The 19,091-nt window shown below is 61.8% G+C and carries 20 protein-coding genes and 2 pseudogenes; 9 read left to right on the top strand and 13 right to left on the bottom strand.

The features are described 5' to 3' along the window. Positions 1–10: 10 nt before the first annotated feature. The 3 genes from G3580_RS06690 to G3580_RS06680 are packed head-to-tail and all read left to right on the top strand — an operon-like array spanning position 11 to position 2,071. The gene (locus G3580_RS06690) at positions 11–565 is read left to right on the top strand and encodes a cytochrome b (protein ID WP_173764526.1); all 555 of its coding nucleotides are present in this window, start codon (positions 11–13) and stop codon (positions 563–565) included. A 3-nt stretch (positions 566–568) separates the two neighbouring features. After that, a complete protein-coding gene (locus G3580_RS06685; RefSeq protein ID WP_173764525.1) occupies positions 569–1,606 on the top strand; it encodes an NAD(P)H-dependent flavin oxidoreductase in 1,038 nt (345 codons plus the stop codon). Then, entirely contained in the window at positions 1,607–2,071 is a 465-nt protein-coding gene (locus tag G3580_RS06680) for a hypothetical protein (protein WP_173764524.1), read from the top strand. Positions 2,072–2,366: 295 nt separating this feature from the next. Here G3580_RS06680 and G3580_RS06675 read toward each other — a convergent pair whose 3' ends face one another. Next, the gene (locus tag G3580_RS06675) at positions 2,367–3,125 is read right to left on the bottom strand and encodes a carboxymuconolactone decarboxylase family protein (RefSeq protein WP_173764523.1); all 759 of its coding nucleotides are present in this window, start codon (positions 3,123–3,125) and stop codon (positions 2,367–2,369) included. A 380-nt stretch (positions 3,126–3,505) separates the two neighbouring features. Here G3580_RS06675 and G3580_RS06670 point away from each other — a divergent pair, with 380 nt between their 5' ends. Next, positions 3,506–4,480, top strand: coding sequence for a LysR family transcriptional regulator (locus G3580_RS06670; protein WP_173764522.1), 975 nt, complete (start codon positions 3,506–3,508; stop codon positions 4,478–4,480). A 53-nt stretch (positions 4,481–4,533) separates the two neighbouring features. Here the strand turns inward: G3580_RS06670 and G3580_RS06665 are convergent, their stop codons facing one another. The 7 genes from G3580_RS06665 to G3580_RS06635 all read right to left on the bottom strand — a co-directional run bounded on the left by G3580_RS06665 (position 4,534) and on the right by G3580_RS06635 (position 10,721). Continuing rightward, a complete protein-coding gene (locus tag G3580_RS06665; protein WP_173764521.1) occupies positions 4,534–5,421 on the bottom strand; it encodes a LysR family transcriptional regulator in 888 nt (295 codons plus the stop codon). A 156-nt stretch (positions 5,422–5,577) separates the two neighbouring features. Further along, a complete protein-coding gene (actP, locus tag G3580_RS06660) occupies positions 5,578–7,236 on the bottom strand; it encodes a cation/acetate symporter ActP (RefSeq protein WP_173764520.1) in 1,659 nt (552 codons plus the stop codon). 50 nt (positions 7,237–7,286) lie between these two features. After that, on the bottom strand, positions 7,287–7,550 hold the full coding sequence (locus G3580_RS06655; protein ID WP_173764519.1) for a DUF485 domain-containing protein: 264 nt from the start codon (positions 7,548–7,550) through the stop codon (positions 7,287–7,289). A gap of 149 nt (positions 7,551–7,699) precedes the next feature. After that, positions 7,700–7,897 carry a tautomerase family protein gene (locus tag G3580_RS06650; RefSeq protein WP_173764518.1) on the bottom strand — a complete coding sequence of 66 codons (198 nt, stop codon included), beginning with the start codon at positions 7,895–7,897 and terminating at the stop codon, positions 7,700–7,702. Between the two features lie 37 nt (positions 7,898–7,934). After that, positions 7,935–8,165 (bottom strand): tautomerase family protein, encoded by a 231-nt coding sequence (locus G3580_RS06645; protein ID WP_173764517.1) that lies wholly within the window; start codon positions 8,163–8,165, stop codon positions 7,935–7,937. Positions 8,166–8,190: 25 nt separating this feature from the next. Then, the gene (locus G3580_RS06640; RefSeq protein ID WP_173764516.1) at positions 8,191–9,606 is read right to left on the bottom strand and encodes an MmgE/PrpD family protein; all 1,416 of its coding nucleotides are present in this window, start codon (positions 9,604–9,606) and stop codon (positions 8,191–8,193) included. 377 nt (positions 9,607–9,983) lie between these two features. Beyond that, positions 9,984–10,721 (bottom strand): SDR family NAD(P)-dependent oxidoreductase, encoded by a 738-nt coding sequence (locus G3580_RS06635; protein WP_173764515.1) that lies wholly within the window; start codon positions 10,719–10,721, stop codon positions 9,984–9,986. Positions 10,722–10,998: 277 nt separating this feature from the next. Here G3580_RS06635 and gcvA point away from each other — a divergent pair, with 277 nt between their 5' ends. Further along, positions 10,999–11,889 (top strand): transcriptional regulator GcvA, encoded by an 891-nt coding sequence (gene gcvA, locus G3580_RS06630; RefSeq protein WP_173764514.1) that lies wholly within the window; start codon positions 10,999–11,001, stop codon positions 11,887–11,889. A 7-nt stretch (positions 11,890–11,896) separates the two neighbouring features. Here the strand turns inward: gcvA and G3580_RS06625 are convergent, their stop codons facing one another. Further along, complete coding sequence (locus tag G3580_RS06625; RefSeq protein WP_173764513.1) at positions 11,897–12,379, bottom strand: GNAT family N-acetyltransferase; 483 nt, start codon at positions 12,377–12,379, stop codon at positions 11,897–11,899. 270 nt (positions 12,380–12,649) lie between these two features. Here G3580_RS06625 and G3580_RS06620 point away from each other — a divergent pair, with 270 nt between their 5' ends. Both G3580_RS06620 and G3580_RS06615 read left to right on the top strand, forming a co-directional pair. Continuing rightward, positions 12,650–13,876 (top strand): YbfB/YjiJ family MFS transporter, encoded by a 1,227-nt coding sequence (locus G3580_RS06620; protein WP_173764512.1) that lies wholly within the window; start codon positions 12,650–12,652, stop codon positions 13,874–13,876. 36 nt (positions 13,877–13,912) lie between these two features. After that, a pseudogene (locus G3580_RS06615) lies at positions 13,913–15,291 on the top strand (MFS transporter). A gap of 109 nt (positions 15,292–15,400) precedes the next feature. Here G3580_RS06615 and G3580_RS06610 read toward each other — a convergent pair. Beyond that, positions 15,401–16,282, bottom strand: coding sequence for a LysR family transcriptional regulator (locus G3580_RS06610; RefSeq protein WP_217424617.1), 882 nt, complete (start codon positions 16,280–16,282; stop codon positions 15,401–15,403). Positions 16,283–16,398: 116 nt separating this feature from the next. On the opposite strand from G3580_RS06610, the gene G3580_RS06605 reads away from it, so the two are divergent. Further along, positions 16,399–17,076: an MOSC domain-containing protein gene (locus G3580_RS06605; RefSeq protein ID WP_173764510.1), complete on the top strand. Its 678-nt coding sequence runs from the start codon at positions 16,399–16,401 to the stop codon at positions 17,074–17,076. A 70-nt stretch (positions 17,077–17,146) separates the two neighbouring features. After that, positions 17,147–18,262 (top strand): NAD(P)H-dependent flavin oxidoreductase, encoded by a 1,116-nt coding sequence (locus G3580_RS06600; protein ID WP_173764509.1) that lies wholly within the window; start codon positions 17,147–17,149, stop codon positions 18,260–18,262. A 240-nt stretch (positions 18,263–18,502) separates the two neighbouring features. Here G3580_RS06600 and G3580_RS06595 read toward each other — a convergent pair. From G3580_RS06595 to G3580_RS06585, 3 genes and pseudogenes are all read right to left on the bottom strand, one after another. Further along, positions 18,503–18,691: pseudogene (locus G3580_RS06595) on the bottom strand (transposase); the annotation flags it as partial. A 12-nt stretch (positions 18,692–18,703) separates the two neighbouring features. After that, positions 18,704–18,865 (bottom strand): Arm DNA-binding domain-containing protein, encoded by a 162-nt coding sequence (locus G3580_RS06590; protein WP_173764507.1) that lies wholly within the window; start codon positions 18,863–18,865, stop codon positions 18,704–18,706. Positions 18,866–18,876: 11 nt separating this feature from the next. After that, on the bottom strand, positions 18,877–19,089 hold the full coding sequence (locus G3580_RS06585; RefSeq protein ID WP_173764506.1) for a hypothetical protein: 213 nt from the start codon (positions 19,087–19,089) through the stop codon (positions 18,877–18,879). Between the last annotated feature and the right edge of the window lie 2 nt (positions 19,090–19,091).

The raw sequence follows: 19,091 nt of genomic DNA, 5'->3' as shown, positions 1-19,091 counted from the left end.
GGAGAAACACATGCAACTACGAGACAACGGCCTGGGTTACTCGCCCATTACGCTCGTGATGCACTGGATCGTGGCAGCGCTGCTGTTGTCGATCATCGGATTGGGCATCGCCATTCCCCAGATTGGGGACGAGGCGCGACGAGTGGATCTCGAGCAACTGCAGAACCTGCTCGGCACCCTCTTGTTCCTCGTCTCGATCTACCGCCTCTGGGCACGCGTCACGTCCTACCAACCGCTGCCGGTCGGGACACCCCACCCCATCGAGGTCATCGTCAGCCGCTCGGTGGCGGTGGCCATGGCCCTGGCCATGGTGCTGCTGCCGATTGCCGTATGGCTCTATCGATCGGCAGCCGGCGTAGCCATCGAGCTGCCTGGCGGGTTCTCGATTCCTGCCCTCATCGGACCCAGCCAGCCCGTGAAGGACGTCGTCGGTATCCTTTTCAACATCGGTGCGACGGCATTTCTCGCGGGGCTTGGGCTCCATATCTTCGGAGCACTCAAGAGCCACTTCGTGCTCAAGAACGATGTGCTGAAGCGGATGTTCGGAAAACATGTGGAGCTTTAAATCATGAAACTCGTGAACGTGAACTACCCCGGCAACGTCGTCACGCGGCTCTGCGGCATCGAATACCCGATCTTTGCCGCGGGGATGGCTGCGATCTCCGGCCCCGAGCTTGTCGCCGCCGCAACCAATGCAGGCGGCATGGGCATCGTCGGCGGACTGCGTCTTCCTCCACTGGCCTTGCGCAAGTGGATTCAGGAAACCAAGCGCCTGACGGACAAACCGTTCGGCGTGAACGTGGTGCCAAAATTCGGCGGTCCGGATGTCTTCGAAGCACAATTCCAGGTCATCCTGGAGGAAAGGCCCCGGCTGCTGTCGCTGTTTTACGCTGAGGATTACGCCGCCGACATGATTCCGCGAGCGAAACACGCGGGCCTGGTGGTCATGGTGCAGGTCGGTACGACCAAGCTCGCCAAGGAGGCTCTGTCTCACGGTGCGGACATCATCGTGGCACAAGGCAGCGAATGCGGCGGCCACCTCAATCCGGGCACGATCGGGCTCATGTCCTTGCTACCATCGATTCTCGACATCGCGCAGGGGCGCCCCGTCCTGGCTGCGGGTGGCATCACGAATCGAGCCGATGTGGCGGTGGCAATGGAACTGGGCGCCTCGGGTGTGCTGGTCGGCACCGCTTTCGTGGCGTGCGACGAATCGAATGCGCACCCGCTCTACAAGCAGAAGATCGTCGAAGCAACGACCGACGATACCGAGTATCGAACCGGCTACTCCTTCGGATGGCCGTACGGGACTCCCCACCGGGTGATTCCCAATCACGACAAGTGGAATGTACTGCGCTTTGTGGGCGGAGGCGCACGCACGATCGACAAGCCGAAAATGGCCCAGAAGCTGTCGCTGTACGCCGGCCAGGGCTCCGGAAAAGTCCTCGACATCGTTCCGGCAGCCGAACGCGTCGCCGAACTCGCCCGCGGCTTACCCATCCAGGCGGACGTCAGTCGCGTGGAACGTTGCACCACGGACCCTTCGGCGCGAGATGGCATCCTTCACGCGAAGCATCGTGATGCCCGGGAGGAAGGCCGTTCGTGAATGGCCCGTCCGATCGACGCCGCCATGCAATCTTCATTTTTGCGCACTTTGCTCGTCTGCGCGGCTTGCGCGCCGGTAGCGGGTACCCTTGGCGCCCAAGCCGCCGTGTTTCCGCTGCTGATCACGGCCATGAGCGCTGACGTGCGCGGGAGGGCCGACGCGACGCGCGTTGCGGCCCAGCTCGCCTCGCACATGATCAGCGCAGCGAGCGCAGCCGCGCTCGGCCTGCTCGACACCCGCACACTCGCCTTCGGGCAGGGCGCGCTGTCCGCCGCATTCCCTGTCGGCTGCGTGCTCCTGCTGTCGCTACAGTTCACCCGCCTGCGGCATCCACCCGCCATGGCAAGCGGCGGCGCGGTGCTGTGCGGCGTCAATCCGCTCGCGGTCGTCGGCTGCGCGATCGTCACCGGCCTGGTCCTTGTCGCAGAGACACTGCTACGGGGCGTCCGGCGAGGTGAGAGTTGATCCCCGTGCCCCCGCGCCACCCGGACGGGACGCTTGTCGCCCCGCCAGCAGGCGCGATTTCACCGCGCTGCATGTCGTCCGTGCCCGAGCGGATGATCTCGACGCCGGGGACGTCGGCGTCGACACGGTAACGGCCTCGATCGACGATCACGCGTCCAGTCCGCCAATCGCTGCCGTCTAACGGAATGAGGGGCTGTTCGAGCCGTGCCGGAAAGACGCGGCTGTCGCGCGGTTGCGGGGAAAGTGTCGCGCGCCCGTGATCGACCCGAGCTTGCGAGCGAACACGACGCTCGCCCTATTCTTCCCGCGCGCCCGCGCGCTCCTCAAGCATCGGTGTCCCGATCAGCGCACCATGAATGCCGATCACGCTGACAATTTCAATGACTTCGATGATTTCCCCTGCGGTTGCACCGTGACGAATCGCATTCCGCATGTGCGTCCTGATTCCAGGCGTATAGAGATGCGTGGCCGCAGTGTCGACGGCACAGAGAATCAATTCTTTGACCTTGGGTGACAGATGATTCGATCGCCACGGGACGGCAGAGAATTCGAGGTACCGTTCGAACAGATCGGGGTCCGTGTCGAGCAGCGCTTCCCAGGTGCTGTCCCAGTTGCCTTGGTCGTCAACAAATCGCTGTCTTAGAGCGGCATATCGACCGTCATCGGCGCGACGTTCGATGGCTGCCCCGTGTTCATTCAAGACCTCGCGGAGAATGGGAAATGCGACGTTCGAGGCATGAATCCCGACAGTGCTCGTCAGTTCGAGGACGTCCATGAGCTCCTCACGGGTAGCGCCCATGTCCAATGCCGCCTGAAGATGCATCTGTATCCCGGGCGCGAACAGATGCGTCGAAGAGGCGTTAATCGCGATATAGATGAACTCCTTCACCTTGTCCTCCAAGTGATTCCTCTGGAGCGGTACAGCCGACAGATGAAGGTATGCGTGCAGAAACTCGCAATCGAGCCGCAAGATGCTTTCCCACTGGGGGGCCCAGGTCTTTCTGATTCGAATGAATTCGTCCTTGACCTGCTGCTGTCGTTGAGTCAGTGGCATAACCGCTCCGTGAATTGATTTTGGATGGTTTTATCCTACATGACGACATGCGCTCTTCGACGGAAAGAATATTGATCAGCACAATAAGATCAACGTTATATTTTCCGTCACCACGATAATTTCACATATCCGTGCACATGGAGCGTCAGCAGAATTAAATAAGAACCCGACGTAAGGTAAATGCGATCAATCACTCGGATCGATACCCTCATCACGATAATTCGCCTCGCCTGGCCCATAAATTCGCTAAGCTTTCCTTATGCGATCAGATGGTCGATAACCGCGTTAACCAATGAACTCTGAACATCAATTGTCATTGGCGATGGATTCAATTCAACGTTCGCACGATCGCAAGTCTGTTCTTTCCAGCGAGGTGCACGATGGACCAACTCCACATGTTGAGGGCATTTGTCGCGGCGGCTCGGCATCGAAGCTTCAGCAAGGCAGCCGTGTCGCTCGGAGTAACCACGGGTTCCGTTTCCAAGGCTGTCGCGAAGCTGGAAAACAGCGTCCAGACGAGGCTGCTTCATCGCACGACACGCTCGGTGAATCTGACCGAAGCCGCCCAAACGTATTTCCTGAGCTGTTCCAAGCTGCTCGAAGAGCTCGACGAGGCGAACCGACGCATCACCCAGGAGCACGAAGTCGATGGTGGAAGGCTTCGCCTGGCCATCCATCCCACCTTGATCAACGAGACCTTTGCACGTTTCATCGGCCAATATCGTTCGGTGGCGCCGAGGGTCGATCTGGTGATTTCCGTTCACGACGGTGTCGTGAGCCTTTATGACGGTCAATGCGATATTGCGATTCTGCCGCCAAACCTCGTCGAGCAGTCCGTCGTAATTCGTCGGACGCTGTCGCAATCGAGACGCATCTGGGTCACCACGGCCGGCTACCTGAGTCGGCACGACATGCCGAAGACGGCGGCGGATCTCGCCGAACACTTCCTTCTCCTGAATCCGAAGATCCGGCGGCGCGACAGTGACTGCATCGACCTGCTCGAGGCCGGGGGGCTCGTGAGCGTGCGCGCGCGCTCGTCGCTGTACGGCAATGAGGCCATGGTGCACACCGCGGCGCTTGCGGGAGCCGGCATCGCCCTGCTGCCCGAACTGATGATTCGGGAAGACATCGCCAGGGGCCATCTCGTGCCCGTTCTACCCACCTGCTTCACCCCAGACGCCGATGCGGAAATATGTCTCTTCTATTCACATCGGGAGTTGCTGCCGGCGCGCTTCCGAACCTTCATCGACTGTTGCACCGAGTTCTTCAGGGCTGAAGCGTCACGGACGACAGTCTCCACGACCCCGCCGGCATGCCAAGCCGTACGGCGCATGTCGGCTCTGGTGACGGCCTGAGCTAGCGCGATCGAACGGTCTGCGGACGAACGCTGCTTGCTCGCCCGACAGCCTCAGGCGGCAGCCATCACCGGCCCGAACTCGGAACGCGCCGAATCGATGAATGCGTGCATCGCGCTGGATAGATAGCCGTCGTGCCTGCGGATGAAGAGCGTCTCGACCTGGGCCCTTTCGGGCGGAAGGCTATGAATGGCGATCGCGTCCTTCTCGCGCGTGCCGGAAACGATGGCCCTCGGCAGCAGGGTAATGCCGACACCCGCGGCAACACAGGCGAGAATGGCGTCGGTAGAGCCGAATTCCAGGGGGCTCGTGGTCATGATGCCCATTTCTGCCAGCAGCGCCTCAAGACGCTGGCGGTAGGAGCAGCCGAGGCGAAAGACGATCGTCTGGAGGCCTGCCATCGACGAAAGGGCCTTCATCGACCGCATCGTTCGGGGCGTGACCAGGACCAGTTCTTCGCGGGAAATGGTTTCGCAGCGCAGGTCCGGATGATCAATCGGACCGGCCACGAAGGCGCCGTCAAGACGGCAATCGGTCACGTCTGCCGTGAGACTGCACGTCGTTCCGGTCGTCAGCGACAACTTCACCTGCGGATATCTGCGCGCGAAGCCGCTCAGTATCGGCGACAAACGCAATGCAGCCGTCGTCTCCAAGGTGCCGAGGCTCAGGGGGCCACTCGGCGCCCCCTCATCGAGCGCCGCCGTTTTTGCATCGGCCACGAGTTTCGCAATGCGCATCGCATAAGGCAGCATGCGCTGGCCGGCCGGGGTCAAGCTCACGCCACGCGCGTGGCGTCGAAACAGCGGCATGCCGATCTGACGCTCGAGCGAACGGATGCGCACGGTCACGTTGGACTGGACCGTGTGCAGCTCGAGCGCGGCGCGGTTCATGCTGCCGTGGCGCGCTACGGCTTCGAATACCCTGAGATCGGCGACGTCCATGCTTTGTACCTCCAGAGAATGGCAATCAAGTTCCGTCGAAACGGCCGGTGGATCTTTTCGGGTGTCGGACAAGAAACCACCAGCGCTTCACTGTGTCAGATCGCCCGCCAGTATCGGCGGGCGATGCGTCGAAAGACAGGGCACCGGCTCGGGGCTTTAATTCCCGATCATGCTCGTGGCGCCCATCTCGCTCACCTTGCCGCCGTGCCAGGCACGATCGATATCGGCCTGCGAGCTGCGATCGAGCAGCGATACCAGCCAGCACGCGACGAACGCCAGGGGCATCGAGACGATCGTCGGCGGGTCGATCGCGAAAAGCGGCTCCCCATGGCCCAGCACGTGCACCCAGACGGCCGGCCCGGCGATCGTAAGCAGCACCGCCGAGACCAGGCCAACCGAGCCACCGATGACCGCACCACGCGTGGTCAATCCGCGCCAGTAGAGCGTGAGCAGCAACACCGGAAACGTTGAGCTGCACGCGACCGAGAAGGTGAGCCCGATCATGTAGGCCACATTCTGCGATTGAAACGCGATGCCGAGCACGACCGAGACGACGCCGAGCACGAGCGTACACACGCGCGACACTCGAAGTTCCGCGCGTTCGTCCGTCTGCCCCTTGCGAAACACACAGGCATAGATGTCGTGCGACACCGCGGACGACCCCGCAAGTGTCAGCCCTGACACGACGGCGAGAATCGTGGCGAAGGCAACCGCCGAGACGAAGCCGAGCAATGCATTCCCGCCGACCGCTCGGGCCAGGTGAATGGCGACCATGTTCCCGCCGCCGAGGGGCTTGCCCGCCGCATCGAGAAAGGCGGGATTCGAGGCGACCAGCGCGATGGCGCCAAACCCGATGACGAAGACCAGCGCGAAAAAGATGTTCATGAATACGCTGGCCCAGAACACCGAGGATCTGGCGGCGCGCGCATCCCTCACCGTGAAGAACCGCATGAGAATGTGCGGCAGGCCGGACGTGCCGAACATCAGCGCCAGCCCCAGCGAAAACGCCGATACCGGGTTGTCTGCCAGGAACCGCGGGCTGAGGATGGCATTGTGCTCGTGATGGACATCCACCGCGGTTCGCAACATCGCGCTGAAATCGAAACCGAATCCCTGCATGACCAGCCCCGCCACAACGAGGCCGCCCGCCAGGAGGAGCACCGCCTTGACGATCTGGACCCAGGTCGTCGCCACCATGCCGCCAAAAATGACGTAAACCATCATGAGAGAACCGACCAGGAATTCCGCATAGATGTAATCGAGCCCAAACAGCAGCTGGATGAGTTGCCCGGCACCGACCATCTGAGCAATCAGGTACAGCGACACGATACACAGCGAGGCGCAGGCAGAAAACACACGCACCGGCCGTTCGTTGAGGCGTGTCGACACCACGTCTGCAAACGTATATCTGCCGAGCTTGCGCAATCGCGACGCCAACAGGAACACGACGATAGGCATCCCCGTCGCATAGCCGACCGCGTAAACAATGCCATCGAAGCCCCGATTGTAGACCAGCGCCGTGAGACCGAGAAATGCGCCCGCCGACATGAAATCACCGGCGATTGCGAGACCGTTCTGCAGTCCCGTGATTTCACCGCCGGCCGCGTAATAATCGTCGGCCGATTTTGTGCGCTTCGCAGCCCAATAGGTAATGAATAAGGTGGCGGCGACGAATACCGCGAAAAACATGATCGCGATTGAATTCGTTCCCGAAGCACTGTCCGGGGTACCGTTTGTCGCTGCAAGGCATCCGCCACTCGAGATGGCCCATAGCGCCGCGGTCGCAGCGGTCCTGCATCGAATTTTGATGTTCATCTTTCGCATCCGGATATCAAGGGAAAATTGGCCGTCAGGCGCGCCTTCTGTCACGATCCGTCTCCACTGTTTTCAACCGCGACATACAATCCGGTCAGAAGGACGCTCACGACCAGAATGACGAAGCCGTAGAGAAAGGCGATGGTAATAACGCCATCAGCGACCAAAGGCGCGGCCAGCTTCTTGGGATCGAACGCGCCCAGCGCGATGAACCCAAAAAACATCACGACCTCGACCACCATCAGCGTCAAGGCCAGACCCGTCCTCTCACCAGAGTTCGTTCGTTGTGTCTCCAAGCCACCAAATACGCTCATCGCTCCACCTCCCGATGGGACATAAGTTTTCATGGCACGGCATCGAAGCGACGCCGTTCCACCAAATGGGCATTGCACAGATGTCAGCTTCTATTTACGAATAACGCCCCCGGTTGCGCGATGCTCTGCGCGGGGCGTTCATTCGAATGCTATTTCTTCTTGTACTCTTCGCCGTTGATTCGACTGGAAATGCTGATGTTCTCGGCGGGATGCTCGTGGATGATGACGTTGATGATCTTCGGGTCGGAGCCGATCGAATCGTGGGTCACCTGAACGATGTCCCGCATCAGCTCTTCCCGACGCTCTCGCGTCAGACCTTGTTTGATATGGCATTCGATGAATGGCATGGCTATGCTCCTTTGGTCCGTTTTCCGATGGTGCTGATCATTTGAGGCGGCTGATGAGATCCGTGTCGTTCGCCGCGCCTTCGACATATTCCGGGAGGTGCTCGCCGTGCTCGACGAAATTGATACCGCGCCCTTCCCGGAACACCAGGAAGATGTCGTTTCGCGTCTCACCCGTCGCGGCACCGATGATTTCCAACAAACCGGCGGCAAGTTTCCGCTTCTGCTCATCGGTTCGGCCGAAACGCATGTCAATTGAGATAAGGGCCATATTCGTCTCCTAACCTACTCTGGTTTCACTGAATCCCGGGGTGATCGGCCGGGAACCGTTGCGTGGGACTCACGCGCGCCAACAGCTCCATCAATGTGCCGACCGGACGGTCTTCGAGATGCAAGACCCATTGAATGATCTCGTCGCGAAGTGCCCTCTCGGCATATTGCTCACTGAGCCAATGGAATTTTTCGACGGTCCGCTCCCACGTCAGCGGTTTCTCGAGACCGCCCTCGAAGCCGACGTGCTCCTTCGACACCACCCGTCCGTCCTTGCACTGAATGGTGATCCGCGTATTGAGTGCGTGGGGGTACTGAGCACTGAAGGACTCGTCGGGGCGCACTGTCACGCGTGCAAGCAGCGCCTGGGCGTCGTCGGCACAGATACGCTCCGGCTCAAGCTGTGCCGGACCCACCACGTCGTCCAGCAGGGCGGCGGCGATCAGGTACTTGAGGTTGTAGTCCGCCTGCTCTTTGGTACGCGGCGAGTCCTTCGAGCCAAACCCGCCGCCGCCCGCAATGTCATATCCCGTCTGAAAGATGTCGCAGACGACCGATTCGACGTCAGCACCATCAATGCCGTTGATGCGCTTCAAGTCCAGCGTCGCTTCGAGTACCGGCTGACCGTGAATCAGCGAGCAATACTTCTTCATGACGGTCTGCTGGATGATCGCGAGGCCCGGATCTTCCCAGTCCACCTCGATGGGCTGCGCGAACATGCGCTCGAGGCCGTTCGGTCCTTCAAAGAGCCGGAGCGGCCCGGTGAAGCCCCGTTTGGCGAGCGACGCGGAATAGATGGCGCGCATACCGGTGATGCCCGGCGAAAAGCCCTTCCATTGCGACACCGGTTCCGAATGGACGCAGCTCAACGATACATTGTCGACCGTTGCAATCGCCACCGCGTGCGCGATCTGTTCGGCGGACAGGCCGAAGAGCTTGCCCGCCCCCGCCGCCGCGGACGCGGCCAGCTGGATTGCATGGTTGAAACCCAGGGCCATGACCGGCACCACTGCGGTGATGCGCGACTGGATCTCGTATGCCACGGCGAGTGCGAGCAGGAAGTCTTCGCCGCTGGCGCCTACATGCTCGGCCGCGGCGAGAATCGTCCCGAAATTGTCGCTCGGATGGCACAGACCACCGGGCGACATGTAGCTGTCGAGGAGGTCTACGTATCGCACGAGGCCGCAGTTATACAGGGCCGCCTGATCGGGCGAGGTCTTGCCGCCACCGATCAGCGAGCACGAACCGGCGCCGGTGCCGCGATACTCTTCGAACTGACTGCGCAACTGGCCGAACGGTTTGCCCGGCAGCGCGGCGATGGCGCATCCAAGACTGTCGAGAATATTGCGTTTAAAAAGTCGCCTTGAATTGGCTGACAGATGTTCTGCGCTTGCACCATGTGCGAATTTTCCGATGCGCTGAACGATTGTTGGGTCATTCATTTGCCGTTGTCTCCTTGCAATTGCTCCAGGCCGGGTTTGGATTTTCCGGGGGAAATATTTTGCGCTTCTTGAGCGGCGCCTTTCCGCCGTTTCATTTACCGTCTCACCATTCAAACCGGACATCAAACGAAAATTTCAGATACGGCTATCTCGTGGGGAGATAACGTCAAGTGTCGTTGTGGATCTCGACGTATTCCCGGAAAAGTAATCCATCTCGGACGATTTCCTTTGTGTCGATTTTTTTCCACGCAATAGTGCGAACCGCGCGTCTCCAATTAGCGCGAAATGTCGTCCTTTCCGTTTCGTGGTTCGCCGGGCGGACAAACTATCCGACGTCGGCTTGAATATTCCCGCACCACCTCCGATCGGCCGGCTCGTCACGAGCATCCGGCCGCCGCACCTCCATCGACGGGAAGGACGGCACCAGTCGTGAAATCGGAATCGGTGAGATAGAGGACCGCGTCGACGATGTCCTGGGTTTGGCCCACGCGCCCCGAGGGGTTCAGGGTGGCGAGGAAGGCGTGCTTCTCCGGGCTGTGCAAGGGGGTGTCGATCACGCCAGGCGCGACGGCGTTGACCTTGATGCCGTACCGGGCCAGCTCGACCGCGAGGGCGCGGGTTGCCTGATTGAGGCCACCTTTGGTCAGCACCGGGAGAACGGCAGGCACCTTCACCGTCGGCTGCATACCGAGCGCCGCAGTGATGTTGATGATGTGGCCGCCGCCATTTCCGCTCATGTGAGCGACCGCGGCCCGGGTTGGGTAGAGGAATCCTCGGAGATTGGTGTCGATCAGACGGTCGATGTCGCCGGACGTGTATTCCGCGACCGGCTTCGCGATGAAGATCCCCGCGTTGTTGACGAGAATGTCGACCTGGCCGAAACACGCGATCGCGCGCTCGAAGAGCCTGCGCGACGTTTCCTCGAGACCAATGTCGCCATCGACGGTCACGAAATTGCCGACGCTGCGCAGCGTCTGTTCGGCAGCCTGCAAGCGCTCCGGTCGCCTGGCGTTTCCGACGACGTTGTAACCCCGCTGCAGATAGGCCCGCGCCAGTGCAAAACCGATGCCGCTCGATGCGCCGGTGATTACGACGGTCCGCGTCTTTGTTTCCATTTTCCGATACTCCATAGCTTGCGTCATTCATCCGAGTCGGGCACTACAAGTCCTGGCGGTGCCCTGCGTGAGGTCGACCATAGAAGCGCGCGAAGGGGGGATAAAGGCGCCGCCGGGCAACGCAGTTTTTACCGGAGCTCATCAGTGGGATCGTCAATGACCTGCGCATCGGGGTGCAAAGTAACGTTGCACTCCGATGCGCGAGCGCTCGCCCGGCCTGATCGTCCTCCGCCAGGTAGTGCACAATCACTGACTTCGGCCCACGAGGAACCGCAACATGGCACTTCGACTTCCTCCTTTGGCGGCGCTGCGGTTGTTCGAGTCCGCAGGGCGCCATCAAAGCTTCAAACTCGCTGCCCACGAGTTGCATCTGACTTCGAGCGCGGTCAGCCACGGTATTGCTTCGCTGGAGCAATGGCTGGGCATTGCGCTGTTCGAACGCCTGGGAAATGGGGTGGCCCTGACTCGTGAGGGGCGGGAATATCTGCCGTTCGTGTCCGATGCCTTGACTTCGATTGCCGTTGGCACCGGGCGACTTCCAAGAAGACATGGCGAGCCGCGGGTCTCCATCAGCACCACCCCGACCTTTGCGATCCGTTGGCTCTTGCCTCGCCTCACGGACTTCCGAATGCGGTATCCGGACATCCTGGTATCGGTGGATACGATCCACAGGAATGTCGATTTCCCCGGTGACAATGTGGACCTCGCGATCCGGATGAGCCAGGCGCCCTGGCCGAATCTCAAGTCCACCTGCCTGTTTTTGGAAGAGCTCGTTCCGGTGTGTTCCCCGGCTTTCAAGGCCGAGCATCAGCAAGGGGGGGAACTGGATCTGGCGTCGGTTCCCTTGTTGCACGTGACATCGATCGCGGAGGACTGGGACTCTTGGGCGCAATGGAGCGGCGCCAGCGGTATCGATCTGGACACGGGAATGAACTTCGATACGGTTCAGATGGCTGTGGCCGCGGCGCAGGAAGGCCTGGGCGTCGCGATCGGCCGCCGCCCACTCATTGATGACGACTTGGCGGCCGGGCGACTCGTGGAGGCTGCTCAGCCTCCGATCAGGTCCACCACCGGTTTCTGGTTGATTCAACCGGCCGACGAAGCACCGCGCCGCGAGCTTCGCCTGTTTACCGACTGGCTGCTCGATGTCTCCCCACCGGATCGGTGATCGGGCGTCAGCAGCCATTGGCTGTAGCCGCCGGCCAGCGACCGAACATCATTTCGAATCCCAGCGCCGAGATCCGACGGAAACCCGTAGCGCTGAGCAGCGCCAGTGCCGCCGTGTTGCTGGCTCGAACGTGGGCCACGACCCTGCCCGCATCCAGGCGGGCCGCATTGCGCAACGCCTCTAAGGTCAGCGCCGTTCCGATCCCGCGGCGCTTCATGTTCGAGCGAACCAGTACCGCCAGTTCGTAGCGGTCGTCTTCTTCATGGGCGAGAACGGCCGTCCCGACGAGCCGGCCTTGCTTCCACGCACCAAGGTTGATGAAGCCACTGGACGGTGCCGGCGCAAGCATGCCGGGCAGCACCTCGGGTAGCAACGACGCATTGAAACGGGCGCGTATGTCATCCACCGCCAGTCCGGCGATGAAATCTCTGAGGTCTGCAGACCTGTTCAACTCGGCGACGACCACGGGCCACTTGGATTCCGAATTCATGGCAAAGCGTGTTTGAGAAACATGAACTCATCTTCCCTTCACTCCTCGCCTGAGTGCGACCGAAACAATCGCAGGCTCAGATGAGCGACATTCACCACCTCCTGATCCCAGGGTCCGCTCACGATGCGCGAATCAACACAACGGCGGAGCTTTGATCGATTTCGCTCATCAAACATTCCAAAACAAGATATCTACAATCTCGTTAAATCATTTTTGAAGATTTTTTGTTCGTAGTAGCGTCACTGCGTCGTACTCGCTGAAGGGATCATCGTGGACAAGCTTGTCGCATCCGGCGGCCAAAAGAATTCAGGAACGCGCTCTGCGAACGCGGTCAGAGGGACGCTCGCAGGCTTCTGCGCAAGTCTGGTGGGCATCGGCCTCGCGCGATTTGCGTACACGCCCTTGCTGCCGGCGATTGTTGACGCCCATTGGTTCGATCCCTCCCAGGCGGCCTACCTGGGCGCCGCCAATCTGGCCGGATACCTGATCGGCGCCCTGGCCGGACGGCCGATTGCCGCGGGGGATCGGTCGGCGATCTGCCTGCGGGGCATGATGATTCTGGCCACGGTCGCCTTCTTCGCATGCGCCCAGCCCGCGTCGTTCATCTGGTTCTTCGTCTGGCGTCTGCTGTCTGGAATGGCCGGTGGCGTACTGATGGTGCTGGCCGCACCGGCGGTGCTTCCCTTGGTGCGTCCGGCACGTCGCGGGCTCGCCAGTGGCGTGATCTTCATGGGTGTCGGCGTCGGCATCGTCGCTTCCGGCACGCTGGTGCCGCTGCTACTCGAACAAGGCTTGCGCGACACCTGGCTCGGCATGGGCGTCATCTCGCTGGCGCTCACCGCGATCGCTTGGAACGGGTGGCCGAGCCAGGCAGCCGTCCCGAAGCCCCACCCGCACCCGCGCCGCGCATCCGGAAATCGTCTCCTGCGGGCGCTCTATGTGGAGTACGCCCTCAACGCCGTCGGCTGGGTACCTCACATGATCTTCCTGGTGGACTTCGTGGCCCACGGCCTTGGCAAGGGGTTGCAGGTGGGGGCGGAGCACTGGGTGCTGTTCGGCATCGGCGCCACGGTGGGCCCCGTCCTGTCCGGCATGCTGGCGGACACGGTGGGCTTCGGCCGCGCCCTGCGCACTTCGTTCGTGCTGGAAGCAGTGGCCGTCGCGGTTCCGGCCTGCGGCCTCAACATGGTGTGGCTGATGGTCTCAAGCGTCGTGGTGGGGGCTATCGTCACCGGCACCGTTCCGCTGGTGCTGGGGCGTTTGCATGAACTCCTGGCCCATCACCCTGCGCAGCAGATTCCGGCCTGGAGCACGGCCACCATCGGTTTCGCCCTGTGCCAGGCCTTGGCCGCCTACGGCCTGACCTTCGTATTCTCGGCCAGCGGGGGGGACTACGGCCTGCTCTTCACCATCGGGAGCGCCGCCATCGTACTGGCCCTGGCGACCGACTTCATCGGTACCTCGGCCGCGCGGCACGAGGCAACGCAAGACGGTTGATTGCCGGCGCAAGTAGAGAACGAGGCATGACGACAGATGGCTGCTGACATTCACCCAATCACCACAGGCGGAGCGCGCCGCAACGACGGCAGTCGGCCGCAGTTGCCTACGGAGCCCCACGGTGCCAGCTACGCCGAACGAAATCGCCCCTACTGGCGGCGGAATCTGGCCGTCTGCGTGTTCGGATCGTTCACGACGCTCGTGAGCCTCACCATGCTGCTACCGTTCCTGCCGCTCTACGTGGCACAGATGGGTGAGACGACCGAGGCGGGGGTGGTGCAGTGGTCGGCGCTGGCCTTTGGGGCGACCTTCTTCGGTACCGCCATCACCGCGCCGGTATGGGGGCGTCTGGCAGACCGCTACGGGCGCAAACCGATGTTGGTACGAGCGGCCATCGGCATGGCCGTAGTCATGTCCCTCATTGGTCTGGCGCACAGCGTCATCGAACTGGTGCTGTTGCGTCTGGCCGCCGGCCTGGTGGGGGGTTCGCCTCGGCCTCGATTGTCATGGTCGGCACCCAGGCGCCGCCGGAGCGCGCGGGCTGGGCGCTCGGGGTGCTGTCCACCGGCGCCCTGGCCGGCAACCTGATCGGTCCACTGGTGGGTGGATTCCTGCCGGGATGGGTCGGCATCCGCGGCACCTTCTTCGTCGGCGGGGCGATGATCGCAGTGGCCGCAATGGCCACCATCTTCCTGGTGCAGGAGGATTTCGACAGGGGCGTGGATGCCCAGCATCCGAAGGAAGACGCAGGTCGCCATGCCGCTGGCGGGGCCTCCAATCGCCCCCTGCTCGCGGCGCTCCTGATCACGGCCATGATGGTCTTGCTGGCCAATATGTCCATTGAGCCGATCATCACCGTCTACATTGCCCAGCTGGGTGTTCCGCCTGAAAAGCTTGCCCCGATGGCGGGGTTCGTCATGGCGGCTTCGGCGTTCGGCAGCATGCTGACTGCACCACGCCTGGGGGCGTTGGCCGATCGGGTGGGCAGCTGGAACGTGATCATCGGCTGCCTGCTGGCAACCGGCCTGGTCATGCTGCCCCAGGCCTATGTCACCCGCTGGTGGCAACTGGCCCTCCTGCGCGGCCTGATGGGAATGACCATCGCCGGACTGCTGCCGTCCGTCGCCAAGCTGGTTCGCGAGCTGGTGAGCGAGCGCAATTCAGGCAAAACCCTCGGCTACCTGCAGTCCGCCAAGTTCACCGGCCAAGTGGTCGGGCCCTTGCTGGGCGGCCAGATCGGCGCCCATGCGGGACTGCCCTCCGTCTTCTTCGTCACCAGCGGGCTGCTGGTGGCCTGCGCGCTACTCAATCGCTGGATCATGCACCGCTTTGCCCGCCCACGATCCCATGAGCACTCACCGGCCAGCCCTCGCCCGCACAACGCCACAAACACCGACGGAGCACGCCTGCGATGAGACACGGCACCCCACCGGGCGACCGGCGGTACGGTGCCCTGCGGCGGCCGCAGAGGAGCGCGCTTGTGCGCGCGGACGCGCCGGTCGTCGCCCCCGCAGGGGGCCGCAATCACGCGGTCGGAGCGTGCCGGTACTGCTCTTGCGTCAGGTCGATGAATACCTTCAACGCCGAGGTGGCCAGGGTGTCGCTCCTGCGGATGAACACGGTGGCGACCTTGGAAAACTCCGACGGGAGCGCATGGTGACGGATGGGATGCCGCATCGCGTAGTTCTCGGCGATCGCCTTGGGCAGCAGGGTGACGCCCATCCCGGCGGCAACGCACGAGATGATGCCGTCAAGGGTACCGAGCTCCATGATCTGATTGGGAACCAGGCCCACTTGGTAGAACCAGTTCTCCAGCGTCGAGCGATAGAAGCAGCCTGTCCGAAACACCAACACCGTCTGTTGTGGCATGTTTTCGATGAGCACCTCGAGTGAATCGAAGTCGCTACTGCTCACGAGGACAAGTTCTTCATGGAAGACTTCTTCCTGCTCCAGCGCCAGGTTCTGATGGAACCCCCCCACGAAAGCACCGTCGATGCGATGCGATTCAACGGCCTTGATCAGTTCGGCGGTGGTGCCCGTGAGCAAGGACAGCTGAACCTCGGGATATTTCTCGCGATACTTGGTCAGAACCTGCGGCAGCCGAATCGCGGCCGTCGTCTCCATCGAACCGAGGCGCAGCAGCCCCGTCGGCGTCCCGGTGTCCTGCAACGCACTGCGACTCTCGTCGGTGAGTTGAAGGATACGCCGCGCATAGCCGAGAAACGTCTGGCCTGCCGAGGTGAGCACGACACCACTCTTTTGCCGGATGAACAGTTGCTGGCTCAGTTCGGCCTCCAGTTCCTTCACGCGCATGGTGACGTTGGACTGGACCGTATGCACCGTGTTGGCGGCGGCGGTGAAGCTGCCTTGCTCGGCCACGGCACAAAATATCTTCAGCTGGCGCATCTCCATGACTCCACCTCCCATTACTGTCAGTGATGCGTTCCATCACATCGAATCACTTTACGGGATTGATGGTGACCCGTAAAGTGACCTGAACTTGGACATCGAGATGGTTTGAAATGAATCTCAAGTCGACGATTGATCTCGTCTTCGCCGGCGGGATGGGCGTCCTGGCGCCGGAGGGGCAGCGCAGCGGTATCTTCAAGCGACGCATCGCGGGACCGGCGCGTGTCGAGGCCCACGGCATCGTGGGCGACGAGCATGGCGACCCGCGGGTGCACGGTGGACCGGAAAAGGCTGTTCACCAGTATGCGGCCGACAACTATGCACACCTGGCACAAGCGTTTCCGCAATGCTCAAACGCGCTGGTGCCGGGGAGTCTGGGAGAGAATCTGTCGGCGTTGCACCTCACCGAGCGGAACGTGCACATCGGCGACATCTTCCGAGCCGGCAGTACCGTCCTGCAAGTGTCCCAGCCGCGCAGCCCATGCTGGAAAATCAGTCATCGCTTCGGCATCGAGCGTATGTCGATGCATGTAGCGCAGACGCGGATCACCGGTTGGTACTACCGGGTGATCGAGCCGGGACTGATCCAGCAGGGTGATGAGATGAGGCTCCTGGACCGGCAGACCGAGCGCTTCTCCATCGATCAGTTCTGGCAGGTGCAGTCGTCGCACCGACCGGCACTCGACGATCTTTTGGAGCTGGCTGCCGTGCCCGGCCTTGCCGAAGACTGGAAGCGACGTTTGATCGAACGGGTGAAGTGGTTGCGAAAGCACGTCGCCGCCGCCGATTGATCACGCCCGGGACGCCGGCATGCGCATGCGTACCCTTCACAATCTGCATGAGCCCGTGAAAGGAGAATCCATGTCTTCGTTCGAGACCCTGGTCGCGAAATTGGGGATCCGCTACCCGATCATTCAGGCGCCGATGGCTGGCGTGTCCACGCCTGGACTGGTGGCCGAAGTGTCCGAGGCCGGTGGCCTCGGTTCGCTGGGTCTTGGTGCCGCGACGGTGGACCAAGCGGCCAGGCAGATCCGCGAGACCCGCCAGCTCACCGACAAGCCGTTCAACGTCAACTTGTTCTGCCATCGCCCCGCAACGGCCGATCACGCCCGCGAGACGGCTTGGCTGACGCATCTGGCGGCGGAGTTCCGCAAGTTCGGCGCGGAACCACCGAAATCGTTGCGAGAAATCTACCCGACGGCGCTCGGCAACGACGCCCTGCTGGCGATGCTGCTCGACGAGAAACCGGCGGTGGTCAGTTTCCACTTCGGCCTCCCTGACCCTCACTGGATCGCCGCCCTGCGACAGGCGGGCATCGTCACCATGGCCTGCGCGACCGATCTTGCGGAGGCGGACGCGGTCGAGCATGCCGGCATCGACGTTCTCGTAGCGCAGGGCGCCGAGGCCGGCGGGCACCGCGGGATTTTCGACCCCGCGGAGGACAAACTTATCGGCACCTTCTCCCTAGTGCGGCTGCTGTCGCGACAGACGCGACTACCGATCGTCGCCGCCGGCGGGATCATGGACGGCGACGGTGTCGCTGCCGCCCTGCGGCTTGGCGCATCGGCTGCGCAGATGGGCACGGCGTTCATCCTGTGTCCCGAATCCTCGGCGAGCCTTGCTTACCGCAATGCGCTGAAGAGCGCGAGTGCGCACCACACGGCCATCACCTCAGCCATCTCCGGCCGGCCTGCACGCGGCATCGTCAACCGCTTGCACACACTGGGAAGAGACGATGCCCCAGCGCCACCCGATTATCCGATCACCTACCATGCCGGCAAGGCCCTCCACCAGGCTGCGGCGAAACGTGGCGATGACAGCTACGCTGCACACTGGGCCGGACAGGGTGCCCCCTTAGTGCGCGAACTACCGGCAGCGGCATTGATCGAGCAGATCGTCGAAGAGTGGCAGCACGCCGAAGTCACTCTCGGCGGCGTGTCGGGTGATCGCGCAGACGAGTCCGTTGTCGGTGACTGATCCGCTATGACGTAGATCGCGTTGAACGTCGGCCCTGCACCGGCCCTCCTGAGCCTAGAAGGGCTCAGTAATGGGGCCTCATGACCAGTTCCCTTCCGCCATACCGTTCAATCTGAGAACGCCCACGCACTTGAGGCTGACTGAGGCTGACCCAAGAAACTGAACCCTTCTAAGCTGGAAATTTCGGCGCAATTTTCACGATATGAGCAGGAGGATGTAGCCGTGAAGAAGTCGAGATTTACCGATGAGCAGATTGCGGTCGCGCTCGTGCTGGCGAACCCAGTTGCACAAGGTCTGCGTGCTGCAACCGATCTTCGGAGCGATCGAGGCAATCGCCGCCCATTGTGAGCCGTGCTGCTCACGCTGCTCGAACACCATGCGAACGGCTCGTTCGCGCGCCTCGGGGGAGTATCTGCTTGTCTTCTTCATGGCTCTATCTTCTCAAGAGTTGGAGCCTCCGCGATTCCCGGGGCAATTCACGTTCAGACGCTTGCGATTTGCCGACGTGTCATCCAGATCGGTTTGTTCACGACAGCGCTTGCCTCGATAGCGGAAGTCCAGGAACAACTTTCCGTTGTCAGCCCTCTTTCTGATCGATCCCATTTGCCCCCTCCTCAAACAGCGAACGGGTTGCGGAGCGAGACGGATTTCATATCCTTCTCGATCCGTTCCCACAGGAAGAGGATCTTCCGGCCGCCAAACGGGCGGAAGTAGTGCACCCCTTCGAGGAGCACGGAATCCTTCAGCCGTTCACGGATCGTTCGCACATCGTATTTGATGCGTTTGGCCAACTCCTCGGTGGTCAGATAGGTTGCTTCGGTCACCATTT

The sequence above is a fragment of the Nitrogeniibacter mangrovi genome, assembly GCF_010983895.1.
GTDB lineage: Bacteria > Pseudomonadota > Gammaproteobacteria > Burkholderiales > Rhodocyclaceae > Nitrogeniibacter > Nitrogeniibacter mangrovi.
This window is presented reverse-complemented; position numbering and strand designations above follow the sequence as displayed.